This window comes from Brevibacterium sp. S111 (assembly GCF_004745075.1).
Lineage (GTDB): Bacteria > Actinomycetota > Actinomycetes > Actinomycetales > Brevibacteriaceae > Brevibacterium.
Genome location: NZ_RHFH01000003.1, coordinates 244,928 through 267,911 on the forward strand (window position 1 = coordinate 244,928; position 22,984 = coordinate 267,911).

The 22,984-nt window shown below is 65.2% G+C and carries 25 protein-coding genes and 1 riboswitch; of the genes, 14 read left to right on the forward strand and 11 right to left on the reverse strand.

The genetic code is table 11. The features are described 5' to 3' along the window. Nucleotides 1-20: 20 nt before the first annotated feature. Nucleotides 21-665: a mismatch-specific DNA-glycosylase gene (locus EB836_RS05380; protein ID WP_240689622.1), complete on the reverse strand. Its 645-nt coding sequence runs from the start codon at nucleotides 663-665 to the stop codon at nucleotides 21-23. Nucleotides 666-688: 23 nt separating this feature from the next. On the opposite strand from EB836_RS05380, the gene EB836_RS05385 reads away from it, so the two are divergent. Then, nucleotides 689-1,174, forward strand: coding sequence for an SRPBCC family protein (locus EB836_RS05385; protein ID WP_135538280.1), 486 nt, complete (start codon nucleotides 689-691; stop codon nucleotides 1,172-1,174). Nucleotides 1,175-1,220: 46 nt separating this feature from the next. Here the strand turns inward: EB836_RS05385 and moeB are convergent, their stop codons facing one another. The 4 genes from moeB to thiO all read right to left on the reverse strand — a co-directional run bounded on the left by moeB (nucleotide 1,221) and on the right by thiO (nucleotide 4,671). After that, nucleotides 1,221-2,444, reverse strand: coding sequence for a molybdopterin-synthase adenylyltransferase MoeB (gene moeB / locus EB836_RS05390; RefSeq protein WP_135538282.1), 1,224 nt, complete (start codon nucleotides 2,442-2,444; stop codon nucleotides 1,221-1,223). After that, a complete protein-coding gene (locus tag EB836_RS05395) occupies nucleotides 2,441-3,208 on the reverse strand; it encodes a thiazole synthase (RefSeq protein ID WP_135538284.1) in 768 nt (255 codons plus the stop codon). Before EB836_RS05395 ends, moeB begins: the two co-directional genes overlap by 4 nt. A 1-nt stretch (nucleotide 3,209) precedes the next feature. Beyond that, the gene (thiS, locus tag EB836_RS05400; protein WP_346763074.1) at nucleotides 3,210-3,551 is read right to left on the reverse strand and encodes a sulfur carrier protein ThiS; all 342 of its coding nucleotides are present in this window, start codon (nucleotides 3,549-3,551) and stop codon (nucleotides 3,210-3,212) included. Further along, nucleotides 3,544-4,671 carry a glycine oxidase ThiO gene (thiO, locus tag EB836_RS05405; protein ID WP_135538286.1) on the reverse strand — a complete coding sequence of 376 codons (1,128 nt, stop codon included), beginning with the start codon at nucleotides 4,669-4,671 and terminating at the stop codon, nucleotides 3,544-3,546. Before thiO ends, thiS begins: the two co-directional genes overlap by 8 nt. Next, nucleotides 4,661-4,764: riboswitch (TPP riboswitch) on the reverse strand. It overlaps the preceding gene by 11 nt. A gap of 11 nt (nucleotides 4,765-4,775) precedes the next feature. On the opposite strand from thiO, the gene thiE reads away from it, so the two are divergent. Further along, nucleotides 4,776-5,459, forward strand: a complete 684-nt coding sequence (gene thiE, locus EB836_RS05410) for a thiamine phosphate synthase (protein ID WP_135538288.1) — start codon at nucleotides 4,776-4,778, stop codon at nucleotides 5,457-5,459. Then, entirely contained in the window at nucleotides 5,456-6,403 is a 948-nt protein-coding gene (locus EB836_RS05415) for a 2-dehydropantoate 2-reductase (protein WP_135538290.1), read from the forward strand. Before thiE ends, EB836_RS05415 begins: the two co-directional genes overlap by 4 nt. Here EB836_RS05415 and EB836_RS05420 read toward each other — a convergent pair. After that, complete coding sequence (locus EB836_RS05420) at nucleotides 6,357-6,932, reverse strand: histone deacetylase (protein ID WP_135538292.1); 576 nt, start codon at nucleotides 6,930-6,932, stop codon at nucleotides 6,357-6,359. The genes EB836_RS05415 and EB836_RS05420 overlap by 47 nt on opposite strands. A 131-nt stretch (nucleotides 6,933-7,063) precedes the next feature. Here EB836_RS05420 and EB836_RS05425 point away from each other — a divergent pair, with 131 nt between their 5' ends. Continuing rightward, the gene (locus EB836_RS05425; protein ID WP_135538294.1) at nucleotides 7,064-8,335 is read left to right on the forward strand and encodes an alpha-hydroxy acid oxidase; all 1,272 of its coding nucleotides are present in this window, start codon (nucleotides 7,064-7,066) and stop codon (nucleotides 8,333-8,335) included. On the opposite strand, the gene EB836_RS05430 is transcribed toward EB836_RS05425, so the two are convergent. Then, nucleotides 8,313-8,924, reverse strand: coding sequence for a TetR/AcrR family transcriptional regulator (locus tag EB836_RS05430; RefSeq protein ID WP_167854359.1), 612 nt, complete (start codon nucleotides 8,922-8,924; stop codon nucleotides 8,313-8,315). The two genes, EB836_RS05425 and EB836_RS05430, sit on opposite strands and share 23 nt — an antisense overlap. Nucleotides 8,925-9,077: 153 nt before the next feature. Here EB836_RS05430 and EB836_RS05435 point away from each other — a divergent pair, with 153 nt between their 5' ends. The 3 genes from EB836_RS05435 to EB836_RS05445 all read left to right on the forward strand — a co-directional run bounded on the left by EB836_RS05435 (nucleotide 9,078) and on the right by EB836_RS05445 (nucleotide 12,917). Next, nucleotides 9,078-10,379, forward strand: a complete 1,302-nt coding sequence (locus EB836_RS05435; RefSeq protein WP_135538298.1) for an NAD(P)/FAD-dependent oxidoreductase — start codon at nucleotides 9,078-9,080, stop codon at nucleotides 10,377-10,379. Nucleotides 10,380-10,440: 61 nt separating this feature from the next. Continuing rightward, nucleotides 10,441-11,925, forward strand: coding sequence for an amino acid permease (locus EB836_RS05440; protein ID WP_135538300.1), 1,485 nt, complete (start codon nucleotides 10,441-10,443; stop codon nucleotides 11,923-11,925). A 38-nt stretch (nucleotides 11,926-11,963) separates the two neighbouring features. Further along, nucleotides 11,964-12,917: an iron-siderophore ABC transporter substrate-binding protein gene (locus tag EB836_RS05445; RefSeq protein ID WP_135538302.1), complete on the forward strand. Its 954-nt coding sequence runs from the start codon at nucleotides 11,964-11,966 to the stop codon at nucleotides 12,915-12,917. Between the two features lie 87 nt (nucleotides 12,918-13,004). Here the strand turns inward: EB836_RS05445 and EB836_RS05450 are convergent, their stop codons facing one another. Further along, on the reverse strand, nucleotides 13,005-13,469 hold the full coding sequence (locus EB836_RS05450) for an NUDIX domain-containing protein (protein WP_135538304.1): 465 nt from the start codon (nucleotides 13,467-13,469) through the stop codon (nucleotides 13,005-13,007). 94 nt (nucleotides 13,470-13,563) lie between these two features. On the opposite strand from EB836_RS05450, the gene EB836_RS05455 reads away from it, so the two are divergent. The 6 genes from EB836_RS05455 to EB836_RS05480 all read left to right on the forward strand — a co-directional run bounded on the left by EB836_RS05455 (nucleotide 13,564) and on the right by EB836_RS05480 (nucleotide 18,904). After that, nucleotides 13,564-14,352 carry an alpha/beta fold hydrolase gene (locus EB836_RS05455; protein WP_135538306.1) on the forward strand — a complete coding sequence of 263 codons (789 nt, stop codon included), beginning with the start codon at nucleotides 13,564-13,566 and terminating at the stop codon, nucleotides 14,350-14,352. Between the two features lie 74 nt (nucleotides 14,353-14,426). Next, nucleotides 14,427-15,335 (forward strand): sulfurtransferase, encoded by a 909-nt coding sequence (locus tag EB836_RS05460; RefSeq protein ID WP_135538308.1) that lies wholly within the window; start codon nucleotides 14,427-14,429, stop codon nucleotides 15,333-15,335. Beyond that, a complete protein-coding gene (locus tag EB836_RS05465) occupies nucleotides 15,335-15,820 on the forward strand; it encodes a SufE family protein (protein WP_135538309.1) in 486 nt (161 codons plus the stop codon). The genes EB836_RS05460 and EB836_RS05465 overlap by 1 nt, the downstream gene beginning before the upstream one ends. Nucleotides 15,821-15,918: 98 nt before the next feature. Further along, complete coding sequence (locus EB836_RS05470; protein WP_135538311.1) at nucleotides 15,919-16,986, forward strand: iron chelate uptake ABC transporter family permease subunit; 1,068 nt, start codon at nucleotides 15,919-15,921, stop codon at nucleotides 16,984-16,986. Then, the gene (locus EB836_RS05475) at nucleotides 16,983-18,086 is read left to right on the forward strand and encodes an iron chelate uptake ABC transporter family permease subunit (protein ID WP_135538313.1); all 1,104 of its coding nucleotides are present in this window, start codon (nucleotides 16,983-16,985) and stop codon (nucleotides 18,084-18,086) included. Before EB836_RS05470 ends, EB836_RS05475 begins: the two co-directional genes overlap by 4 nt. Next, the gene (locus EB836_RS05480) at nucleotides 18,083-18,904 is read left to right on the forward strand and encodes an ABC transporter ATP-binding protein (RefSeq protein WP_135538315.1); all 822 of its coding nucleotides are present in this window, start codon (nucleotides 18,083-18,085) and stop codon (nucleotides 18,902-18,904) included. The genes EB836_RS05475 and EB836_RS05480 overlap by 4 nt, the downstream gene beginning before the upstream one ends. Nucleotides 18,905-18,984: 80 nt before the next feature. Here the strand turns inward: EB836_RS05480 and EB836_RS05485 are convergent, their stop codons facing one another. Genes EB836_RS05485 through EB836_RS05495 form a run of 3 tightly spaced genes read right to left on the reverse strand, consistent with a single transcriptional unit; the run spans nucleotide 18,985 to nucleotide 20,801 of the window. After that, a complete protein-coding gene (locus tag EB836_RS05485) occupies nucleotides 18,985-20,004 on the reverse strand; it encodes a DUF808 domain-containing protein (RefSeq protein WP_135538317.1) in 1,020 nt (339 codons plus the stop codon). After that, entirely contained in the window at nucleotides 20,005-20,325 is a 321-nt protein-coding gene (locus EB836_RS05490) for an META domain-containing protein (protein WP_135538318.1), read from the reverse strand. Next, nucleotides 20,322-20,801: an META domain-containing protein gene (locus tag EB836_RS05495; RefSeq protein WP_135538320.1), complete on the reverse strand. Its 480-nt coding sequence runs from the start codon at nucleotides 20,799-20,801 to the stop codon at nucleotides 20,322-20,324. Before EB836_RS05495 ends, EB836_RS05490 begins: the two co-directional genes overlap by 4 nt. Nucleotides 20,802-21,045: 244 nt before the next feature. Between EB836_RS05495 and EB836_RS05500 the strand changes: the two genes are divergently transcribed. Then, nucleotides 21,046-22,959 (forward strand): S1 family peptidase, encoded by a 1,914-nt coding sequence (locus tag EB836_RS05500; protein ID WP_135538322.1) that lies wholly within the window; start codon nucleotides 21,046-21,048, stop codon nucleotides 22,957-22,959. Nucleotides 22,960-22,984: the final 25 nt, after the last annotated feature.

Sequence of the window (22,984 nt, forward strand, 5' to 3'; positions counted from 1 at the left end):
CGCGACCGGTGCGACGGAACTCAGTCGTCGATGCTGTCCCAGACTTCGCGCCAGATCCGAGCGAGGTCGGCGACCTGATAGTGGGCGTTGAGACCGCTGGGCTGGGGCACCACATGCAAGGCGACCTCTCGGGGCCAGCCGTCGATGAGCGAGGTGTCCTGCCGACCGAACTGCGCCTTCGGCTGCCGGTAGCCGATCCGGAACGATGTGATGCCGGCGATCGCCACCGCACGCGGACGGATGTCAGCGAGCCGGTCGATGAGGTGACTGGCACCATGACGCAGCTCCTCGCGGGAGAGTTCGTCGGCACGCACGGTGGCCCGCCCGATGAGATTGGTCAGACCGATGCCGCGGCGCAGCAGCTGCTGTTCATCGGCCGGGTCGAGTCCACGGGAAGCATCGACGAGGTGGTCGGTCAGGCCCGCCTGATGCAGAGACGGCCAGAACCGGTTGCCGGGCCGAGCGAACGGGGCGTTGACCGCGGCCGTCCACAGACCCGGGTTGATGCCGACGATGAGCATCTTCAACCCGGAGGAATCGCCGGGCAGAATGTCATCGATCGCATTCGGATCATCCGTGGCGAACGCGGCGAGGTCGTCCTTCGTCGGTTTGCGACCGCCCAAGGGGGAGGGGCGGCGGCTGCTGACACTGCTTTCCTCACTCACGTCTTTCACACTACCGTCGTACCATGAGCCACGAACATGTGCGACAGCGGGCCGGGGAATCCGCTCCATTCCATTTCGACGACCGGTGGACGGTTGAAGCCGGGAGAGAGTCGGTGTGGGCGGTCCTGGAGGAAGTCGAAGCCTGGCCGCAGTGGTGGCCGGGCCTGGCCGGAGCACACTGGTTCGAGGACCGAATCATCCCCGGCAGCCGGGCCGACATCCAGGTGCGCACCCCGATCGGCATGTCGCTGTGCTTCACCATCGCCGCCGAACACGTCGACGCACCGAGGCGCATCAGTTTCAGCGCCCATGGTGATCTGCGCGGCGAAGGAGTGTGGACGCTGACGCCCCATGGCTCGTCCACGCACATCGATTCGCTGTGGTGTGTCACGACCACCCGCCCGGTCATCCGTGCGCTGCGGCCGCTGTCCGGGCTCATGCACGCACTCGTGATGCGAGCCGGTGAACGCGGTCTCCGTCGACGACTGTCCGGACGTGCCTGTGCGTGACTCAGGAGTGCCTGACGCGGGTGCGCCTGACTCGGGTGCGTCTGGCTCAGGAGAAGCGGCCGGCAGCGTCCTCGCCGGTCTCGTCCTGGGCCGCCCAGGCGTCGATCCCGCCTGCCAGGGACCGCAGCCGCATCGCGGGCGGTGCGTCCTTCGTGAGCAGAGAGACTGCCTCGGCCGAACGCACCCCTGACTTGCAATGGACGACGACCTCGCGCCGGGCAGGCCCCTCGGCCGCAGAGTCGCACACCTCGGAGACGGCGTCCCAGCCGTGTTCGCGGATCTGCTCCAAGGGCAGATGGAGACTGCCCGGGATGACTCTCAGCGCCCGCTCCCAGTCCTCCCGGACGTCGAGGAGCACCGTCGTGTCCCCGAGCGAGAGCAGTTCGGCCGGGTCGATCTCCTCCACTCCGGCCGCTGAGCCGTCGGCCGCGGCACTCGTGGATGCGGTGACAGCACAGGCGGCGGCCACCTCGGTGAGGTCGGTGACGGTCGGCCGATCGGGATCGGGGGAGAACCGCAGCGTCGAATACTCCCCGGCCAAAGCGTCATAGCGCAGCAGCCTGCCGATGAACGGTGTGCCGATGCCGCAGATGAGTTTGATCGCCTCGGTGGCCATCGCGGAACCGACGGTCCCGCACAGCACACCGAGCACCCCGCCCTCGGCGCAGTTGGGCACCGAATCAGGGTCGGGGATGTCGGGGAACAGGTCGCGCAGCATCGGTCCGTGGCCGGGCACGAAGGTGCTCACCTGGCCGGAGAACCGGAAGATCGTGCCCCACACCAGCGGCGTGCCGGTGAGCTCAGCGGCATCATTGGACAGGTAGCGGGTGGCGAAGTTATCGGCCCCGTCGAGGACCACATCGTGTCCGGAGAAGAGGTCGAGCGCATTGTCCGGATTCAGACGGCCCTCGATCGTCCGGACGGTCAGATCCGGGTCGAGCCGGTGCAGTGCGGCGGCGGCCGATTCGACCTTCGACCGGCCCACATCGGCCGTGCCGTGGATGATCTGGCGCTGCAGATTCGAGGTCTCGACCACATCATCGTCGACGATCGTGATCGATCCGATCCCGGCCGCCGCCAGATAGTTGAGCACTGGGGAGCCGAGTCCGCCGGCACCGATGACCAGCACCGAGGCGGCCCGCAGCCGCCGTTGACCCTCGAGTCCGAAACTCGGCAGGCTGAGGTGACGGGAGTAGCGTGCGATCTCCTCCGGTGACAGCGGTGGCCCGGGGGCCACCAGCGGAGCCAATCGGGAGTCGGCGGCGGTCATCGTGATCCGACCATTCCGTCCAGCGGCGAGGACGCCAGCGCCAGCGGCCGCTTCGGGATGCGTCCGGCACCGGCGGCCAGATGCCCGGCCTTGACGGCCAGGGACATCGCCCGGGCCATGGCGTGCGCATCATGAGCGCGGGTGACCGCTGAGGCCAGAAGCACCGCGGTGCACCCGAGTTCCATCGCCAGGGCCGCATCGGAGGCGGTGCCGACACCGGCGTCGAGGATGATCGGCACCTCGGCCCGGTCGACGATGGTTTCGATATTGTGCGGGTTGAGGATGCCCAGTCCGCTGCCGATGGGCGCACCGGCGGGCATCACCGCCGCCACTCCTGCATCTTCGAGGCGTTTGGCCAGTGCAGGGTCGTCGTTCGTGTACGCGAAGACGGTGAAGCCGTCGAGGACGAGCTCCTCGGCGGCGGTGAAGAGTTCGATCGGATCCGGCAGCAGGGTGTCCTCATCGGCGATGACTTCGAGCTTCAGCCAATTCGTCTCGAGTGCCTCCCGGGCCAGCTGCGCCGTGAGCACAGCATCCCGGGCGGTATAGCATCCGGCCGTGTTCGGCAGGATGCGGATGCCCAAGCGGTCGAGCAGCTTGAATACCGAATCACGTGACTGCGCATCGAAGCGACGCATCGCCACAGTCGTCAGTTCCGTCCCCGAGGCCTGCAGAGCGGCATCGAGGATGCTCAGCGAGCTCGCCCCTCCGGTGCCCATGACGAGCCGGGAGGTCATGTCCACACCATCGATCGTCCAGGTCATCTCAGCCTCCCTGCACCGCGGTGACGATGTCGACGGTGTGCCCGTCGGACAGAGTGAAGTCGGACCACATGCCGCGACGGATGACCTCGCCGTCGACGGCCACGGCGATGCCCAGTCGTCCTCCGTCGGCCGGGGTTCCGTCGCTGTGCAGCTGCCGTCCGGTGACCTCGGCGACGAGGTCGAGCGCCGAGGATGTGGTGAGCTCACGGCGTTCCCCGTTGAGAACGATGGACGGTGAATGGGCGGCTCGGGGTGTCGATGCGGATCGGGTCATATCGGGCTCCTCTTCGAAGTGATGATGGTCGGGGCTGAACAGGTGGCGGGTGAACACGGCATCAGGCATTCGACACCGGCGCCGCCTCGGAGAAACGATGTGGGGAGACGGAATCGAGGGCACCGTCGGGCAACCAGTCCGGGGAGATCCCGAGGGCGAGCTCGGCCCCCAACCGTCCGCCGAGAGGGGCGAGCAGAATTCCGTGACGGAAGTACCCGGTGCTCACGACACAGCCGTCGTCGGCACGGCCGATGAACGGCAGATCGTCGGGGGAGCCGGGGCGGGCCCGAGTCGTGACCTCGGTGATGTCACAGTCGAGGATGCCGGGGACGAGGCGCTGACCGTCCTGGAGCAGACGGTGCACAGCCCCGGCAGATGTGGCGGATCGACCGTCCTCACGGGAACTGGCCCCGAGCACGATCTCACCGTCCGGACGCGGAACGAGGTAGACGGCCCGACCGTTGACCAAACCACGGATGGTGCGAGTGAGCAGGGGAGTGTGCTCGGCCTGGGTCCGTAACCGGAGCACATCACCCCACACCTGTCGCACGGGCAGGACCGGAGCACCGGTGATCGATGCGCTGCCGGTGCTCAGCACCACCTGGTCGGCCTCGAGACTGCGCCCGTCGGCCAGTCTGACTCCGATGGTCGTCTCGCCACGGCGAACCACCTCGGTGACTGTTTCTCGGACAAGCGTCTCCGTGGTCATCGACAGCAGCGCCGCGCTCAGTCGCCGGGGATCGACCGACCAGTCGTCGGGGATGTCCACGGCGCCGATGATCGAGGGGGCCAGAGAGGGCTCGACCGCCCGGGCCTTCGACCCGGAGATGAGTTCGGTGGTGAACCCGGCTGCTGACTGGGCCCCGCGCAGTTCCCGCAGGGTCTGCAGATCGGCCCGGTCGCCGGCGCACACGAGAGTCCCGGTGGAATTGAGCCCCAGCTCGGCTCCCGTTGCGCTCGCCACCTCGGCAGTGAACCCGGGGTACAACTCACCGGATGATCGCATCAGCGGATACAGGGGAGTCTGACCCCACACCACTTCGGCGGCCGGGGCGATCATCCCCGCCGCGGCATGGGAGGCTCCCTGGGCGGGGGTGGGATCGATGATGGTGACGACTGCACCGAGGCGGCGCAGATGCCAAGCCGTGGCCAGGCCGATGATTCCGGCGCCGACGACGATGACGTGCATGGATTCTCCCTCCGGCGGCATAACCCGCATCAGGTCTGACGGTCGGCTCTTACGCCCTCTCAGCCTCGTTGGGAGGCTCCCGCGAACTCCTCTACTCTATGACCATGACCACAGATATTCCACCGCGCACCGAAAGGCCCGGAACACTGCGGGCCCGACGGGAAGCCCAGTTGGCAGATTCCACGCTCTACCTGTGCACCGATGCCAGAGGCGACGAAGGGGATCTGCCCGACTTCCTTCGGGCCGCCTATGCCGGGGGAGTCGACATCATCCAACTTCGCGACAAGACCCTTGAGGCCAAAGCCGAGATCGCCGCCCTCGAAGTGCTGCGCGACATCGCCGCCGAACACGGAAAACTCTTCTCTGTCAATGACCGTGCCGATGTCGCACTCCTCACCGGAGCTGACGTCTTCCATGTCGGACAGGGCGACCTCACCAGCGCCCAGGCCCGCACCGTCCTCGGCCCCGACGTCATCCTCGGCCGCTCCACCCATTCCCTGGACCAGGCGCTCGCCGCCGAGGCGGATCCGGAGGTCGACTACTTCTGCGTCGGACCGGTGTGGGAGACGCCGACGAAACCCGGCCGACCGGCCGTGGGCAGGTCTCTGCTCACCGAGGTGGCCGCCTCGGTGAGCACACCCTGGTTCGCCATCGGCGGGATTGCGGCAGGACCGCGGCTGACGGCGATCCGGCAAGCGGGCGCGAACCGGGCGGTGGTCGTGCGTGCGATAACCTCGGCAGAGGACCCCGCTGCGGCCGCACGGGAACTCAAGGAGGCGCTGGAATGACCGAGACGACGAATGCCCGACCCGACGGACCCGCGATCCTCATCGCCGGGGCCGGAGCCACCGGTGGGGCTTTCGGGTCCTACCTGCTCGAGGCCGGCCGCGACGTCACCTTCCTCCTCCGCGAGGCCAAGGCGGAGCGGATCCGCGCCGCCGGACTGCGCTTCGTCTCACCCGACGCAGACCGGACGAATTCCGTGAATGTGCTCACCGCGGCCGAACTCCACGAGGCTCCGCGTGCGTTCGACCTCGTCATCATCGCGGTCAAAGCCAATGGACTCGACTCGGTGCTCACCGACATCCGCCCTGCCGTCGGTCCGGAGACGAAGATCATCCCCTTCCTCAACGGCATGGCGCAGATCGATCGGCTGGCGGAGGACTACCCGGGGCAGGTGCTCGGCGGGCTCGTCAAGATCGTGGGCACGATCAAGGACGATGCGGTCCATCAGCTCACCGACCTGTCCGTGATGACGATCGGCGACCTCGACGGGACGGCGGTGCCCGCCCCGATCACCGCGGCTCTCGACGTGCCCGGGTACCGGCTGCAGGTCATCGACGGCATCATCGACGGGCTGTGGGAGAAATGGGCTTTCATCGCTGCCGCCGGCGTCGTCACCTGCCTCTTCCGGGCCCCGGTGGGCGCGATCATGAGCGCCGGCGGACGTGATCAGGTGCTGCAGATCATCGACGAGATCGAAGCCGTGGCGAACGCCGCCGGGCACCCGGTGTCGGAGAAGTCGCACGCCGTGACGGTGAAGATGCTCACCGAGGAGGGGTCGGCGTTCACCTCATCCCTCTACCGGGACGTCACTGCGGGTCTGGACAGCGAAGCCGAGCACATCCTCGGCGATCTGGCTACGAAGGCCGCCGGGCTGGGAGTCCGGACCCCGCTGCTCGACCTTACGCTTGTGCAGCTGCGTGCAGGTGCAGCCCGGAAGCAGCACTGACCTCGGCCGCTCCCGTGTGCAGCATCGCCAGATAGGGTTCGCTGGGCTGAGTGTGCTCGATGTCAGCCGAACCATGCGAAGCAGTGAATGTGACCATCGGAACGTCGTCGAGCGTGTCGAGGACGATGAGAGTCTCATATCCGCCGGGGCCGACCGAATGCGAGGTACCGGCGGGCAGGTCGAACACGAGGCGCTCCAGCGGGGAATCGGCGGCCGGGGGCCGATTCATCTCTTGGGATGCGACATCGGCGAACTGTGCGGCGGTGATGAGATAGGCCTTGGCCGGGGTGGGGCCGGGCACGTGATGGTCATAGAAGGCCATTCCGCCGCCCCAGACTCTCGAAGCTCCGGCGAAGTAGATCGTGCCAGGCAGTTCGATTCCGGCCTCGGCACGGGGCAGAGTCGTGTCCCGTGCTCCCGGATAGGTGACCTGGGCTCCGGGTGGTCGCCCGCCCTGCAGATAGCAGGCGAGCCGATCACGAGCCATGTTCGAACCGTAGCTGACGTACCACACATGCGTTTGAGACATCACCTCCATGATGCCATCTCCGCCCCGCAACGCGTGGAACCGGGCGGCGCGGTTCGCATCGCGGTCGGCCCGGCCGGAGCCGAGACTCCGTGCCTAGACTGGCGGTTCCGCGATCGTGAGCTAGGAGAGAGATGAAGCGTCGATTCCCCGACATCAGAGAGCTTGCCCCGCTGCTGCAGTTCGAGCCGCCCCGGTTCGATCGCGTCGCGGCCAGACTCGAATCCGCCGCCGATATCTGGGACCTTCGCCGCATCGCGAAACGGGTGACGCCGACGGCGCCCTTCGACTACGTCGACGGAGGTGCGCTCGACGAGCACACGCTGCGCAAGAATCGCCAGGTCTTCGCCGACGTCGAACTCCTCCCGCGGATTCTGCATGGAGTCGACGTTCCGAACACATCGACGACGATCGCCGGTCAGGACACTGCGCTGCCATTCGGCATCGCCCCGACCGGCTACACGCGGATGATGCATTCCGAGGGGGAGATCGGGGGAGTTCGCGCCGCGGCGAAGGCCGACATTCCCTTCTCCCTCTCAACGATGGGCACGCGGTCGATCGAGGAGGTCGCGCAGGCGGCACCGGGATCGACGCGGTGGTTCCAGCTCTATCTGTGGAAGGACCGCGAACGCAGCCTCGACCTGCTTCAGCGCGCCCAGGCCAGCGGATATGAGACCCTGCTCGTGACCGTCGACACTCCGATCACGGGACTGCGTCTGCGCGATAACCGCAACGGACTCTCGATTCCGCCGAAGCTGACCTTCAAAACGATTCTGGACGCCTCCTACCGACCCGGTTGGTGGTTCAACTTCCTCACGACCGAACCGCCGAAGTATGCCTCCTTGTCGAGCTCTTCGCAGTCCTTGGCCGAGTTGACGCGGACGATGTTCGATCCGACGCTTGATCTCGATGACCTCAGGTGGATCCGCGAGCAGTGGAAGGGCCGACTCTTCGTCAAAGGCGTCCTCACCGCCGAGGATGCCAGCAGGGCCCGGTCCATCGGTGCCGACGGCCTGGTCGTGTCCAACCACGGAGGGCGCCAGCTCGATCGCGCTCCCGACTCCCTGACCGCGCTGGCAGAGGTGCGTGCGGCGGTCGGAGAGGAGATGGAGCTCATCCTCGACTCCGGAATCATGTCCGGTACCGACGTCGTGGCCGCGTTGTGCGCCGGAGCGGATTTCGTACTCATCGGCCGGGCTTATCTCTACGGACTGATGGCCGGCGGACAGCGCGGGGTGGAGCGGGCCATCGACCTGATCCGGACCGAAATGCTGACTGCCATGGGGCTGATGGGCGCCCGGAATATCTCCGACCTCGGGCCGCAGTTGGCCAGAGGGCTTCCGACAGCTGCCGATTTGCCCGACGAGGCACCGGGCTGGCGCCTCACGCCTGAAGCAGACGTTTGAGCAGACGGAACTGCTGACCGGCGGCAGCCTCGAGGTCGCCGCCGGTCAGCCTGTCGCCGTCGACCTGCCGCAGCGCCGATTCGTCGAAGGCCGTCAACAGGGTCGCAGCCGCCAGGGCCTGGAGGTCTGCCGGGCAGTCCGCATCGACGGCGCCTGTCTCCCGTCCGACCTCCAACACCGACGAGATCCACGTCCTGTAGTCGTGGTCAAGACTGCTCACACCGGGATCGGCCCGATTGGCATGCACGATCCGCCACAGCAGTTCGAGGGCCCGACTCTGCGGCCAGACATGCAGGGCATCGTCGAAGATGTCGGCCGCAGTCGCCCAGAAATCAGAGGCGAAATCGCTCGGGTCCGGGGGAGTCCACTCCTTCCTCGCCTGCTCCCGAAGCTCATCGACGACCAGTGACAACAGTGATTCTTTGGAGTCGATGACGTGGTAGAAGGAGCTCTTGCTCATTCGTGCTCCGGAGATGATGCCGTTGAGAGAGGCCTGTTCGAAGGGACGGGAGGCGAATTCCTCGGCGGCGGCGAAGATCAGCGCCTGCCGCTTGGCGCTCGGCATACGTGCGAAGGCAGAAGCTGACACGATCTCTTCCTCACACTCTCTGGACCGGGTGGTCCATGCAATGCTAGCGTGATTGGACCAGCTGGTCCAGAGCGGGTCTGTCGACTGCGCAATTCTGAGGTTGACCGCGGAGTCGGGAACCGACTGCAGGAGATTGCGACACGAGGAGACGTCATGATCACGGAGGTGCCCTTCGATGAGCAGTATGAGGCCACCACGAGCGATGATCTGCGCATCCTCGTCGTCGGTGCCGGAATCGCGGGAATCACGGTCGCCCAGCTGCTGCGGAGGCAAGGCCGTCATCCCGTGCTCATCGAGCGGTCCCGAAACTCAGAGACGATGACCGATGACGACCATGCCGGGTACATGCTCGCTCTCATGCCGATGGTCGACCCGATCTTCGCCGAACTCGGTGTCCGTGAGCACTATCGCGAGGCCAGCGTGGCCATCGACCGGTACGCGTTCCACGCCCACACCGGCGAAACGCTGCGCGAAGATCGTCTGGGGAGCCTGCTGGCTCGCTATGGGGAATACCGAGGAATAGCCAGAGGGGAACTCATCACGGTCCTCTCGGCCGAGACCTGTCCCGTGGCCTTCGACTCATCGCTGGACTCCCTCGCCGCCCCCGGCTCCGACTGCGCCACCGACCTCGGCTCCGCGACCGGCCCGGAATCACGTCCGAACCGGGTGGAGGTGCGCACCGGAGTCCACGGAGGGGAAAATCGTGTGCACAGCGCGGGATTCGACCTCGTCATCATCGCCGACGGTCTGAACTCCCACAGCAGACGTCTCGTTCCGGGAGGCTCATCCGAGAGCTCGGTCGACACGGCGTGGGGCGGATGGGTCGCCTGGGCTCCGGCAGATGCGGAAACCGATCGGGTCGACGAACTCTGGGGCGACGGATTCTTCTTCGGTGCCTACCCGGTCAAGGACAGAATCGGCATCTTCCTCGGCGCTCCCGATTCTCGAGAACCTCTCGGCGCCGAACGCTTCGTCTCCGAGGTGCGCAGGCGGCTGACCACTGTCAGCCCCCGGATCGACGCGGCGCTGACCGCAGTCGCCGAGGCAGATGACCCGTACTTCTGGTCGCTCCGAGATTTCCGCAGTGCCCAGTGGACCACAGGAAGGACGGTCCTCCTCGGAGATGCGGCAGCGGGATTCCTCCCCACGGCCGGAATCGGCGCCGGGATGTCGATGGAGTCGGCGCAGATGCTCGCAGCATCCCTCGAAGGCATCCTGCCATCGCAGCTGCCCGCCGCATTAGCCCGCTACGAGGCCGTCCAGCGGCCCCGAGTCGAACAGGCACAGTCCACCTCTCGACAACTGGCCGGCCTCATGTTCCACCTGCCCAAGATCCTGACCGGTCCGCGAGAACTCCTCTTCCGACTGGTGAGCATCAAGGCCGCACTGGCACCGATCATCGACCTGCTCAAGCACCCGGCTGGAACGGACAAGGTGCGCAGCTCCGACAACTGAATGTGGTAAAAATGGCCGGGGCCCGAACGGGACGCCGGTCGCACGACAGTCAAGGGACACGATGAAAACAGCAGCCGCCTCGGCGATGGAGAACCGCGAACTCAAACGGGGGCTGAAGTCGCGTCACCTGCAGATGATCGCCATCGGCGGAGCCATCGGCACCGGACTCTTCCTCGGATCCGGCGGCACCATCTCCCAAGCCGGACCCGGCGGTGCCCTGCTGGCGTATGCGGCCATCGGTGTCATGGTCCTCTTCGTCATGCAGTCGCTGGGGGAGATGTCGACGCACCTTCCGGTGGCAGGTTCCTTCCATACCTACGGCGCGAAGTACGTCAGCCGCTCCTTCGGCTTCGCGATGGGCTGGAACTACTGGTTCAACTGGGCGATCACCCTCGCTGCCGAACTCGTGGCCGCCGGAGTCATCATGTCCTTCTGGTACCCCGGCGTGCCATCGTGGATCTGGGCGGCCAGCTTCCTCATCCTCCTCGGCGGTCTCAACTTCCTATCCGCGAGGGCCTTCGGCGAAGGCGAATTCTGGTTCGCCGCGATCAAGGTCACCGCAGTGCTCGCGTTCCTCGTCCTCGGCGTACTCATGATCATCGGCATCATCGGCGGTTCCTCGCCGGGGGTGGAGAATTGGACGACGGGGCAGGCCCCGTTCGTCGGCGGGTGGATGTCGGTCGTCAGCGTGTTCATGATCGCCGGCTTCTCATTCCAGGGCACAGAGCTCGTCGGCGTGACCGCCGGGGAATCCGAGAACCCGCGCCGAGACATGCCCCGGGCCATCCGGACCGTGTTCTGGCGCATCATGCTCTTCTACATCGGCGCGATCATCATCATCGGCTTCCTCCTGCCCTACACCGACCCTTCGCTCCTGGCCTCGGCGAACAACGAGGACATCACGGCCTCACCTTTCACGCTCGTCTTCGAGCGCGCCGGAATCGCTGTCGCCGCGGGTGTGATGAATGCCGTCATCCTCACCGCGATCCTGTCTGCCGGCAACTCCGGTCTCTACGCTTCGACCCGCATGCTCTACGCCATGGCGAAAGAGGGAACCGCGCCGAGGATGTTCGCCCGACTCAACGCGCGCGGAGTCCCCGTCATGGCACTGCTGGCCACCGCGGTCATCGGCCTGTTCGGATTCCTCACCGAGATCATGGGCGACGGCGGTGCCTATACGTGGCTGATGAATGTCTCCGGCCTGTCCGGGTTCATCGTCTGGGTCGGCATCGCCTGGTGTCACTTCCGCTTCCGCCGTGCCTATGTGCGCCAAGGCCACAGCATCGACGATCTGCCGTACCGGGCGCCGCTGTTCCCGATCGGCCCGGTCATCGCGCTCATCATGCTCATCGTCGTCATCATCGGCCAGAACGTGCAGGCCATCGTCAACGGGCAGCTGCTCCAGGTCGCCAGCGCCTATGCCGGGCTGCGGGCGTTCCTGCTCCTGTGGCTCATCCACCGCATCCTCACCGGCCGTGCCTCCGGCGTCGTCGCCCTCGACGAGATGGACGTCGCCGGGTTGAAGATCACGGATTCCGAAAAATGAGTTAAGCTAGGCTCGCCTAACTACTTGAGAAGGAATCCATGCGCCGTATTCTCGCCCCACTGTTCGCCTCTGTTCTCGTCCTTGCCGGCTGCGGCGGGGGAGGTGCTGCCGAGGAGGCCTCCGGGCCCAGCGTCGAGACGAAGTTCGGTTCCGTCGAAGTCCCCTCCGACCCGCAGCGCGTCGTCGCTCTGGGCTGGGGCGACGCCGAGACGGCCCTCGCCCTCGGGGTGCAGCCCGTCGGTGCCTCCGACTGGGTCGAATTCGGCGGTCAGGGCGTCGGCCCCTGGGCAGAGGATCTCTACGATGAGGCTCCCGAGATCATCGCCACGATGGAACCCGACTACGAGGCGATCGCCGCCCTCGAGCCCGACCTCATCCTCGACACGAAGAGCTCCGGCGGGCAGAAGCGCTACGACCGTCTCTCCGAGATCGCCCCGACCGTCGGTGCGCCGGAAGGCGGAGACAACTACCTGACGACGATGGACCAGCAGGTTGATCTCGTCGCCGAGGCCCTCGGCAAGGAAGACGACGGCAAGAAGCTCCTCGAGGACCTCGATGAGAAGTTCGCATCCGTGCGCAAGGATCACCCGGAGTTCGCCGGCAAGTCCGTGACTGTGGGGTCGAAGACCTCGGAAGGCTGGGGCGCCTACGTCGAGGGTTCGGAACGTGTGGAGTTCATGAAGAACCTCGGCTTCGAGCCGTCGGAGAAGATCGCGGCGCTCAAACCCGAAGGCTTCAGCGTGAGCATCTCCGAGGAGAAGCTCGACCAGCTCGACGCCGACCTGCTCGTCGTCTTCCCCATCTATATCAAGGACGCCGAGGTCACGGACGATCCCGCGTTCAAACGCGTGCCTGCGGTCGAAGACGGCCACGATCTGGTGCTCACCGAAGACCTCGACGATGTGCGTCAGGCCTTCTCACTGAATTCCGTGCTCTCGGCTTCCTTCGCCGCGGATGAGATGCCCGATCTCATCGCGGACACGCTGAACTGAGGCGAACGGGCCGCCGGCTGAGCCGACAGCCGGCCGAGGCGAAGAAACCGGCCCCGAGGACTCTGTGCCTCGGGGCCGGTCGCGTTCTCAGTCTCGCCGGTCGCCGCGCAGCGCCTCCAGACCGACGTTGATGATGCGGGCATGGCGGATGTCGGTGAGAGACTCGATCGCCAGCCATTCTGCCCGATCCGTAGTCCCGTCGACCTCGAGCGTGCCCAGAGTCCCTCCGGTGATCCGCGCCTCGAAGACGACACGCACCCCTTTGAACGGCCGAGCCGTCGAAGCTCCGAATGCGGGATTGCGGCGCGATTCCGTGAACGAATGCGTGGTCAGAGGACGGACGAGCTCCGCATCGTAGCCGGTCTCCTCTTTGATCTCCCGGATCGTGCCCTCTTCGATGCTCTCGGAGAACTCGATCCCGCCGCCGGGCAGCGTCCAGATCGCGTGGGAGTGATCCCGCCCTCCGTTGAACCAGCTGAGGAGGATTTCGTCGTCATCGTTGACGATGATCGCATAACCGGCAAGGCGAGTGTCATATTCGGAGAAGTGCATGCCCTCACCCTACCCGCGCCCCGTTCCGAGGCCGATGGGACCGAATCCGATGAGGCGAGCTCGACCGCATCCCCTCACCGGATAGTCTGGAGGGGTGACTTCCATCAGCAGCAGACTCATCGGTGACTCGGGCCCGCGCATCGTCTTCCTCCACGGGCTCTTCGGTCGCGGCAAGAACTTCACCCAGATCGCCAAGGCACTCGAACCCGAGTATTCGAGCCTGCTCGTCGACCTGCCCAACCACGGCGACTCCGACTGGACCGAGACCTTCGACTACATCGATATCGCCGATGCTGTGGCCGGCCATATCGTCGAGGCGATCGACGACGATCGCAGGCCCGTGCATCTGGTCGGACACTCCCTGGGCGGGAAGGTCGCCATGGTGCTCGCACTGCGCCACCCGCAGCTGATCAACAGACTCGTCATCGTCGACATCGGACCCAACGCAGGCGGATCGACCGGCGTCTTCGACCACCTGCTCTCCAGCCTCGCCGCCCTCGATCTGGATCAGGTCGGATCGCGCAAGGACGCCGACGCCGCACTGCGAGAGCCGATCCCCGAGGCGGCGATCCGGGGATTCCTGCTGCAGAACCTGCGCCCCACCTCGGCGGGCCTCGCCTGGCAGCCCAACCTCGCACTGCTGCATGCCAGCCTTGATGTCATCGGCGACTTCCCCGACCTCGGTGACGCAGAATTCGACCACCCGGTCCTGTGGGTGGCCGGTGAGAGATCCGACTATGTCAGCCGCGAGGATCTGCCCCAGATGCGGGCGCTGTTCCCCCGCACCACGCTGCTCACCGTCAAAGGGGCCGGGCACTGGGTGCACTCAGAGAAGCCGCAGGCCTTCGTCTCGGCGCTCGTGACATTTCTCGGCCGACCCTGAAAAGGGAATATGCTGGCTGAGCACGACGTTGCCCCAACGAGCACGTCACCGTGACTACATTTCAGGAGGAATGCGTGAGCACTTCGATCCCGGCCGATCCCACACCGAAGTTCGCCGAATACGCGGACGGAACCCGACTGGTCAGCACCGATTGGGTCGCTGAACATGCTGGCGATCCCGGACTCGTCATCGTCGAAAGCGACGAGGACGTACTGCTCTACGAGACCGGCCACATCCCAGGAGCGGTCAAGGTCGATTGGCACACCGAGCTCAACGATTCCGTGACCCGCGACTATGTCGATGGGGAAGGCTTCGCCGCGCTCATGTCGCGTAAGGGCATCTCCCGCGATGACACGATCATCGTCTATGGCGACAAATCCAACTGGTGGGCCGCCTACGCGCTGTGGGTCTTCACTCTCTTCGGTCACGAAGACGTCCGCCTCATGGACGGCGGTCGCGCCAAATGGCAGGCCGAAGGCCGTGAGATGACGACGGAGAAGCCGCAGCCCGAACCCACCGAGTACCCGGTCGTCGAGCGCGACGATTCGGCCATTCGCGCCTTCCTGCCCGAGGTCCGAGACAGCCTCGGTGACCTGCCGCTCATCGATGTGCGCAGCTCTGAAGAATTCTCCGGAGAACGCACCCACATGCCTGCCTACCCGGAGGAGGGAGCACTGCGCGGCGGTCACATCCCCGGCGCGAAGTCGATGCCCTGGGGCAAGGCAGCCAACGAGGACGGCACGTTCAAGTCGGCGGCCGAGCTGCGCGAGCTCTACACGGAGCAGGCCGGACTGGGCGAAAGCGAAGAGGTCATCGCCTATTGCCGCATCGGCGAACGCTCCAGTCACACCTGGTTCGTCCTCACACACCTGCTCGGCTACGACAAGGTCCGCAACTACGACGGCTCCTGGACCGAATGGGGCAATGTCGTGGGCGTGCCGATCGTCACCGGCTCCGAGCCCGGGGAGGTCTCCGGACGCTGATGGCCGAGACCACCACCCCCGAGACCGCCGACCTGCCCGAGGGCCTGGCCGAGATCGTCACCGATTTCGCTGAGACACCGGCCGACGATCGTCTGCAGGTGCTGCTCGAGTTCGCCACGGATCTGCCGGACCTGCCGGAGAAGTACACGGATCATCCCGAACTGCTTGAGCCCGTGCCCGAGTGCCAGTCTCCGATCTTCCTCGTCACCGAGGTCGAATCCCCCGAGGCGGGGGAGCAGGCCGAAGTGCGGCTGCACTTCTCCGCCCCGCCGGAATCGCCGACGACTCGCGGATTCGCCGGGATCCTCCACGAGGGGCTCGACGGGTCCACCGCCGAGGTGATCCTCTCAGTTCCTTCGGATCTGCCGCTGCGACTGTCGCTGTCCGATATCGTCAGCCCGCTGCGGCTGCGCGGCATGAGCGGAATGCTCTCCCGGATCCAGCGCCAGGTGTCTGAGAGGATCGGCAAGATCACAGTTCGGTGAGACCGATTTCGCTTGGCTGAGGTGGATCAGTGGGTTACAGTGTGGTTAGCCTGCCCTTAGTCCACTGATGATCAGCTTAACTGCGAAGGACCACCCCGATGACCGGTTCTGCCACCACCGCTGCGGCGGAACCGCACTCCGACACAGGCCGTTCGACCGTTCGGAGTCTGTGGGTCAAGCGGGTTGTGGGGCTGGTGGCGGCCGTCATCGCGCTCATCGCCGTGGTGATGGCCTCCCTGGCCGTCGGAGCTCGCGACATGCCGGTCTCCGAGGTGCTCGCAGCCTTCTTCAACCCCACGGGCAGCGATGATCAGCTCGTCGTCCTCGAACTCCGTCTGCCGCGGACTGTGCTCGGCATCCTCGTCGGCATGGGGCTCGGATTGGCGGGCGGACTCATTCAGGCCCTGACCCGCAACCCGCTGGCCGACCCGGGCATCCTCGGAGTCAATGCCGGAGCCTCGTTCGCGATCACCATCGGAGTCGCCTTCTTCGGCGCCGAAACGATCACCGGATACATCTGGTTCGCCTTCGCCGGTGCGCTCATCACCACCGTCGGCGTCTACATCATCGGCTCCGCGGGGCGCAGCCGCACCGTCGACCCGATTCGACTCACCCTGGCCGGAGTCGCCGTAGCCGCCGTGCTGACCGGACTGACCAAAGGCATCCTGCTCACCAACGAACGCGCCTTCGACTCATTCCGCTCCTGGGATGTCGGAGCCGTCGCCGGACGTGATTTCGACACCGTCACCGCGATCCTGCCGTTCATGATCATCGGCACCGTGCTCGCTGTGGGCTTGTCTCATTCGCTCAACGCGGTAGCCCTCGGCGATGACCTCGCCGCCAGCCTCGGCACCTCGGTCAATCGGACGAGAATCCTCTCGATCCTCGCCGTCACCCTGCTCGCCGGCGCGGCCACTGCGGCCGCCGGGCCGATCGGATTCATCGGACTGATGATCCCGCACATCGCCCGGTGGATCGTCGGGCCCGACCAACGGTGGATCCTCGGCTACTCCCTGGTGCTCTCACCGATTCTGCTGCTGGCCTCCGACGTCATCGGCCGAGTCGTGATGAAGCCCGGAGAACTCCAGGTTGGGGTCGTCACCGCGTTCGTCGGCGCACCCGTACTCATCGCACTCGTACGTCGGAAGAAGGCGAGCGGCCTGTGAAGTCCACCGACTCAGCGGTGCACGACCGCACACTCGCACCACGCCCGAGCACTCTGCCCGGAGAGAAGATCGACTTCGGCCGCCCGATGCTGCGGATCTTCGGATTCCGCATCGACATGCGGGTTGTCATCACTGCAGGCATCCTCACTCTGCTCGCACTGGCCTGCGGTTTCGCCGGTCTCATGCTCGGCAAGTTCTCCCTCACCCCGGCCGAGGTGTTCCAAGGTCTGTTCGGCGTGGCGGAGAAGCGCATCGTCAACACCGTGGTCGGGGAGTGGCGGGCCCCGCGGATCATCGCCGGCATCGTCCTCGGTGCCGGGCTCGGCGTCTCCGGTGCGGTCTTCCAGTCGCTGACGCGCAATCCGCTGGGTTCCCCGGACATCATCGGCTTCTCCACTGGTGCCTACACCGGCGGTATCGTCACCATCATCGTCTTCGGCTCGAGCTTCGTGTCCACGGCCGCCGGGGCGATCCTCGGCGGGCTCCTCACCGCTGCGATCGTCTACCTGCTCACGTGGAAGGGCGGTGTGCAGGGGTTCCGTCTCATCATCGTCGGCATCGCTCTGACCGCGATGCTCAACGCCTTCAACACCTGGCTGATCCTCCGCGCCGACCTCGACCTCGCAATGGCCGCCGCCACGTGGGGCGCGGGTACGCTCAACGGCATGGGCTGGCCGACGATCGTCCCGGCCGCCGTTGCCACGATCGTCCTCGGCCTAGCCTGTGCTCTCTTCGCCCGAGACCTGGGCACGCTGGAACTCGGCGACGACACTGCGAAGGCGCTGGGCGTGCGCAACGAACCGGTGCGTGCCGTCCTCATCGTCATCGCGGTCGCACTCGTCGCTGTGGTCACCGCTGCGGCCGGCCCGATCGCCTTCGTCGCATTGGCCGCCCCGCAGATCGGACGACGGATCGCCCGGGCGCAGGGCACCAGCCTGCTCACTTCTGCGGCCGTCGGTGCTCTGCTGCTCGTGGGCGCTGACCTCATCGCCCAGCACGCATTCGGTGACATCCAGCTGCCTGTCGGTGTGATCACCGTGAGCATCGGCGGCATCTATCTCATCTGGCTCCTCATCCAAGAAGCTCGGAAGGCATCATGAGCGCTCCTCATCTCTCCGGCGATCAGTCGCCGCTGGTTGCCCAGAATCTCGATCTGGCCTACGACCACCGGCAGATCGTGACAGACCTCGATGTGAGCATTCCCGACGGGAAGTTCTCCATCATCGTCGGACCCAATGCCTGCGGAAAGTCGACTCTGCTCAGGGCCCTGGCCAGGTTGCTGCCGCCGGCCAAGGGGTCGGTGCTGCTCGACGGGCACAATATTGCGCAGATGAAGACGAAGAAGATCGCCCAGCGGTTGGGTCTGCTTCCGCAGTCGTCCATCGCCCCGGAGGGGATCACCGTCGCTGAGCTCGTCTCCCGGGGCCGTCATCCGCATCAGTCGTTCCTGCGCCAGTGGACCGATGCTGATGAGGAGGCTGTGCTGTCTGCTCTGCGAGCGACGAACACGGAGATTCTGTCCTCGCGGTTGGTCGACGAGCTCTCAGGCGGTCAGCGTCAGCGTGTGTGGGTGGCGATGGTCCTGGCGCAGGAGACCTCCCTGCTGCTGCTCGACGAACCGACGACCTTCCTCGACGTCGCCTTCCAGATCGAATTGCTCGACCTGTTCTCGCAGCTGAACAACGAATATGGGCACACGCTGGTCGCCGTGCTCCACGACCTCAATCAGGCGTGCCGCTACGCCGATGAGATCATCGCGATGAAGGACGGCGCGATCGTCGCTCAGGGATCGCCGGAGCAGATCATCACCGCTGAGCTCGTCGATGAGGTCTTCGGAATCAGGTGCACCGTCATCGATGACCCGGTGACCGGTGCCCCGATGATCGTGGCCGGAATGCCGAAGAAGACCTTCGCCTGAGACTGCTCCACCTGGCCAAGCGGCGGATTCCACCTGGCCCGGGGCGTCTTCGCCGGGCCAAGCGGCTTTCCATGCTGCGTTCAGGCTCTGGGAGCGGCGTGCTCTTCGCCTTCGGGGCGGTCCTCACTGTTGTTCTTCTTGTTCACGGTGAAGAGTGCCTTGGCGCCAACGATCACCGCGACGACGATCCCGCCCCAGATTGCTCCCAAGATGAGGGAGAAGACAGTGTTGACCACCCAACCGAGGATCCCGCCGATCGCGGGAACCGCCGCGGCCGGCACCTCGAGGTGGTGGACGAAACCGTAGAGGGCATGGAAACCGAGCTCGTCGGTGCCGACGAGGATGATGTGCCCGCCGACCCAGAGCATGGCGAAAGTGCCGACCACGGAGAGCAGCGTCAGCAGCTTCGGCATGGCACCGACGAGGAAGCGACCGAACCTCTGCGGACCGGGCGAATCCTTCTTCGCCAGGTGCAGTCCGATGTTATCCATCTTCACGATGAGCGCGACGACACCGTAGACCCCCAGGGTGATCGCCAAAGCGACGATGATCAGGATGACGGCTCGACTCGTCAGGGACTCGACGGCCACCTCATTGAGGGCGATGACCATGATTTCGCAGCTGAGCACGAAATCGGTGGTGATGGCCGAGCGGACGATCTTCTTCTCGGCGGCTGCGCCATCGGCGGCTGCGCCATCGGCTGGCGTGTCCGCACCGGCTGCTTCCTTCTCATGGTGGGCGATCCATCCGAGCTTCTCGAAGACTTTTTCTGCGCCTTCGAAACACAGGTATGTGCCGCCGACCATGAGGAGCGGGGTGAGAAGCCACGGCAGGAACTGACTGAGCAGCAGGATGATCGGCAGAATGATGACGATCTTGTTGACCAGCGAGCCCAAGGCGATGCGTTCGATGATCGGCAGTTCGCGTTTCGGGCTCACGCCTTCGACGAATTTCGGGGTTACGGCGGCATCATCGATGACGACGCCGGCTGCTTTCGCGCCTGCTCGTGAGGCGCCGGCGGCGACATCATCGAGACTGGCGGCAGAGAGCTTGACGAGCGCGGCGACGTCGTCGAGCAGTGCGATGAGACCACCGGCCACTCATCGACCGCCGAGGGTGTAGGTGGTGCCCGCCGGCTGCCGGTGAAGATCGCCGAGGTGGTTGTCGGCAGCGTCGAAGAGCTGCAGCCGATCTCCGTCGGGGGAGACCCTGCGGGCTTTGGGGAGCCACGTGATCATTCCGGGAGCGGCTTTCAGCGTCGTCAGCGAGGGCTTGATCGTGATGCCCTCAGACTCGAGCGTCCATGAGGTAGCGAGGGCATTGGCGCCATCGCTGCCGCGCAGCGTTCCGTCCTCTTGGAATTTGAGGAACGCCCTGTCGTTCTTCTCGGCAACCCAGCGGCCGATGACTTCCTGTGTCATTTCTCTTCCTTCTCCAGACCGCCGATGACCTTGCCGTTGCTGTCCTGGACCTTCATCACGGTGCCCTCGATCGTGGCCGAGGATGCCTTGCTCAGCCAGGGGTCGACACCGGCACAGGCCTTCTGCGTGGTCATGAAGGAGTCGATGGCGATCTCATCGTCCTTGACCTCCCACGTCGTGACGATCGCATTGCAGCCGTCGGAGCCTTTGAGCGAGCCGTCATCGGAGAACTCGAGGAACGGATCGCCCTTCTCCGGGGAGGTCCATTTGCCGACCGGGTCGAGTGCAGCCGCGTCATCACTCGGAGACGAAGTCTCGGTCGATTCGCTCGGCGTCGGGGAGCTCGGATCCTGAGGGTCGGTTCCCGAGTCGCAGGCGGCCAGGGGCAGGGCCAGCGCCAGTGTGGCGATGCCAAGCGCCAGTCTGGACGCCAGACGAGGTGTGGCCGGTGTGCGAAGTGAGGTGTGGTTCGACATGCCCCTGATCATAACGGCCTCGATTCGGAGTCGTCTGCAAGAACCGCTGGAGCAGGGCATCTGGCGACTTCTGTACGTTGTGTTCACTCACAACTCTCATTGTTCTTGCTATGCGTCGTGATCAAACCGTAACCTTTCACACGGTTGAAAATCTGACACCAGAGGCACGAAACATCGGTAACCGTGGATCGTGTTGAGGTACCGGACAATCGAAGCATCGACAACGATCAAGGGAATCAACAGTATGCAGAAGAAACTCGTGCAGAGTTCACTGGCACTGAGCGCCGCCGCGGCGCTCGGCCTGGGCAGCGCGTTCGTCGCGACACCCGCGATGGCCGACAGTGCCCCGCAGAAGCTTGACCTGCAGAGCGAAGCGCACGTTCAGAAGGCGCTGTCCGGAATCGAAGGCGTAAACGCCTACGGTGCCGAAGACGGCGAGCTCAACATCGGCGTTGCCGAAAAGACTGACGAGATCAAGGATCTCGAAAAGCAGTACAAGAACATCAACGTCACCGAGGGCATCAAGGAACTCAAGCCCTACGCGGACAACGACCTCGTCGGTGGCGCCGGTTACCTCGTCAAGGCCGGCGAGAGCGGCGGAGCCTGCTCCACCGGCTTCTCCGGTTGGGACGGCGACGGCAAGCCCGTCGTGCTGACCGCCGGACACTGCTCGAAGATCATCAACGAGGACTCAAACGAGTTCGAAGGTGACACCACGGTCGACCAGACCGAGACGCCCTCGACCTCCGCTGCCAACGGCGGTGAAGGCTTCCAGGCCTCCGGCAACGGCGTCATCGGTAAGTGGGGCTTCGCAAACTTCGGCGGCGATCTTCTCGAAGGTGCCGACGAAGAGGAGTGGCCGAATCCGAGTGAGTCCGACATCGACTTCGCCGTCATCAACGTCGACGAGTCGAAGTACAACGTCAAGGGCGGAATCACCGACTGGTCCACCGCTGATTCGGATGACCTGGCCAAATCGACGACCGAGATCACCAAGGTGGGTGCGCACAAGGAAGGTGCGATCAGCAAGTCGGGCCGGACGACAGGCAAGACCGAGGGCAAGGTACTGCCCCGCGAGTCCTACGACTTTGACTATCAGAACGTCGGCGGGCGCTGGGTCCACGGCTTCGGCGTGACCGCACCGATCGACAAGCCCTTCTCGCAGCCCGGCGACTCCGGCGGAGGCGTCTACCAGGGCAACACCGCGGTCGGTGTCATCTCCGGTGGTGGAGACCTTGACGCGAACACCTCGTTCACCTGGGTCGCCGACCTCGATCACTCGCTCGAGGAGTCCGGCACGGACTTCAAGCTCGAGAAGCCGGGTGAAGAGGTCCCCGATGCTCCGAAGGCTGAGGACCAGACCATCGAGCCCGAGGCGAAGGTCACAGGTCAGGCTGAGCCGGGTTCCAAGGTCAAGGTGACCTGGGAAGCCACGGGTGAAGAAGGCACCGGTGCCCAGGCTGAGGAGCAGGGCTCGAAGACCGTTACGGCGAATAAGGAAGGCAACTTCTCCGTCGAGGGGCCGAAGGCCGAAGGTGACTACAAGTTCACTGCGACTGCGACCGTCGACGGACAGGAGTCGAAGACCACAGAGTTCGACGTGACCGTCGAGAAGGATGAGTCTGAGGCCCCTGCTCCCGCCGAGCGCGAGATCAGCATCGACCCCAAGCAGATCACCGCTTCTGACTTCGTTCAGGAGAAGAAGGGTGTGACGATTACGGTCAAGGGCTTTGACGAAGGTGAGAAGGCGACACTGAAGGTTGCTTCCGGCCCCGAGAACGTCGAAGGCATCACGCTGGATGAGATCGCTAACGAAAACGGCGCGGCTGCATTCTCGATCTACGGCACCAGCGCATCGGATCCCGAGGCTTACCTCGGCAAGTACGATGTCGAGGTCACCGGTGCCAATGACACCGAAGATGAGTCCGCACTGACCGGAACCTTTGAAGTCGTTGCCGATGAAGACGGTACCGGCGGTGGAACCGGCGGCGATGACGACGGAAACAACGACAACGGCAATGACGACGGAAACGGTGACGGCGGATCCGATCTGCCTCGCACCGGTGCCGAACTCACCGGTCTCGCTGCCGGAGCCGGTCTCCTCCTCGTCGGTGGAGCCGCAGTCGTTCTGACCATGCGTCGCAAGAACAACAACTGAGTGCAGTGATGCTGACCGAATGACG

Excerpts from the sequence above, each read along its gene's own strand:
- EB836_RS05385 (WP_135538280.1), top strand. The coding sequence starts at position 689 with ATGAGCCACGAACATGTGCGACAGCGGGCCGGGGAATCCGCTCCATTC.
- moeB (WP_135538282.1), bottom strand. The coding sequence starts at position 2,444 with ATGACCGCCGCCGACTCCCGATTGGCTCCGCTGGTGGCCCCCGGGCCA.
- EB836_RS05395 (WP_135538284.1), bottom strand. The coding sequence starts at position 3,208 with ATGACCTGGACGATCGATGGTGTGGACATGACCTCCCGGCTCGTCATG.
- thiS (WP_346763074.1), bottom strand. The coding sequence starts at position 3,551 with ATGCCTGATGCCGTGTTCACCCGCCACCTGTTCAGCCCCGACCATCAT.
- thiO (WP_135538286.1), bottom strand. The coding sequence starts at position 4,671 with ATGCACGTCATCGTCGTCGGCGCCGGAATCATCGGCCTGGCCACGGCT.
- thiE (WP_135538288.1), top strand. The coding sequence starts at position 4,776 with ATGACCACAGATATTCCACCGCGCACCGAAAGGCCCGGAACACTGCGG.
- EB836_RS05415 (WP_135538290.1), top strand. The coding sequence starts at position 5,456 with ATGACCGAGACGACGAATGCCCGACCCGACGGACCCGCGATCCTCATC.
- EB836_RS05420 (WP_135538292.1), bottom strand. The coding sequence starts at position 6,932 with ATGTCTCAAACGCATGTGTGGTACGTCAGCTACGGTTCGAACATGGCT.
- EB836_RS05425 (WP_135538294.1), top strand. The coding sequence starts at position 7,064 with ATGAAGCGTCGATTCCCCGACATCAGAGAGCTTGCCCCGCTGCTGCAG.
- EB836_RS05435 (WP_135538298.1), top strand. The coding sequence starts at position 9,078 with ATGATCACGGAGGTGCCCTTCGATGAGCAGTATGAGGCCACCACGAGC.
- EB836_RS05440 (WP_135538300.1), top strand. The coding sequence starts at position 10,441 with ATGAAAACAGCAGCCGCCTCGGCGATGGAGAACCGCGAACTCAAACGG.
- EB836_RS05445 (WP_135538302.1), top strand. The coding sequence starts at position 11,964 with ATGCGCCGTATTCTCGCCCCACTGTTCGCCTCTGTTCTCGTCCTTGCC.
- EB836_RS05450 (WP_135538304.1), bottom strand. The coding sequence starts at position 13,469 with ATGCACTTCTCCGAATATGACACTCGCCTTGCCGGTTATGCGATCATC.
- EB836_RS05465 (WP_135538309.1), top strand. The coding sequence starts at position 15,335 with ATGGCCGAGACCACCACCCCCGAGACCGCCGACCTGCCCGAGGGCCTG.
- EB836_RS05470 (WP_135538311.1), top strand. The coding sequence starts at position 15,919 with ATGACCGGTTCTGCCACCACCGCTGCGGCGGAACCGCACTCCGACACA.
- EB836_RS05480 (WP_135538315.1), top strand. The coding sequence starts at position 18,083 with ATGAGCGCTCCTCATCTCTCCGGCGATCAGTCGCCGCTGGTTGCCCAG.
- EB836_RS05490 (WP_135538318.1), bottom strand. The coding sequence starts at position 20,325 with ATGACACAGGAAGTCATCGGCCGCTGGGTTGCCGAGAAGAACGACAGG.
- EB836_RS05495 (WP_135538320.1), bottom strand. The coding sequence starts at position 20,801 with ATGTCGAACCACACCTCACTTCGCACACCGGCCACACCTCGTCTGGCG.
- EB836_RS05500 (WP_135538322.1), top strand. The coding sequence starts at position 21,046 with ATGCAGAAGAAACTCGTGCAGAGTTCACTGGCACTGAGCGCCGCCGCG.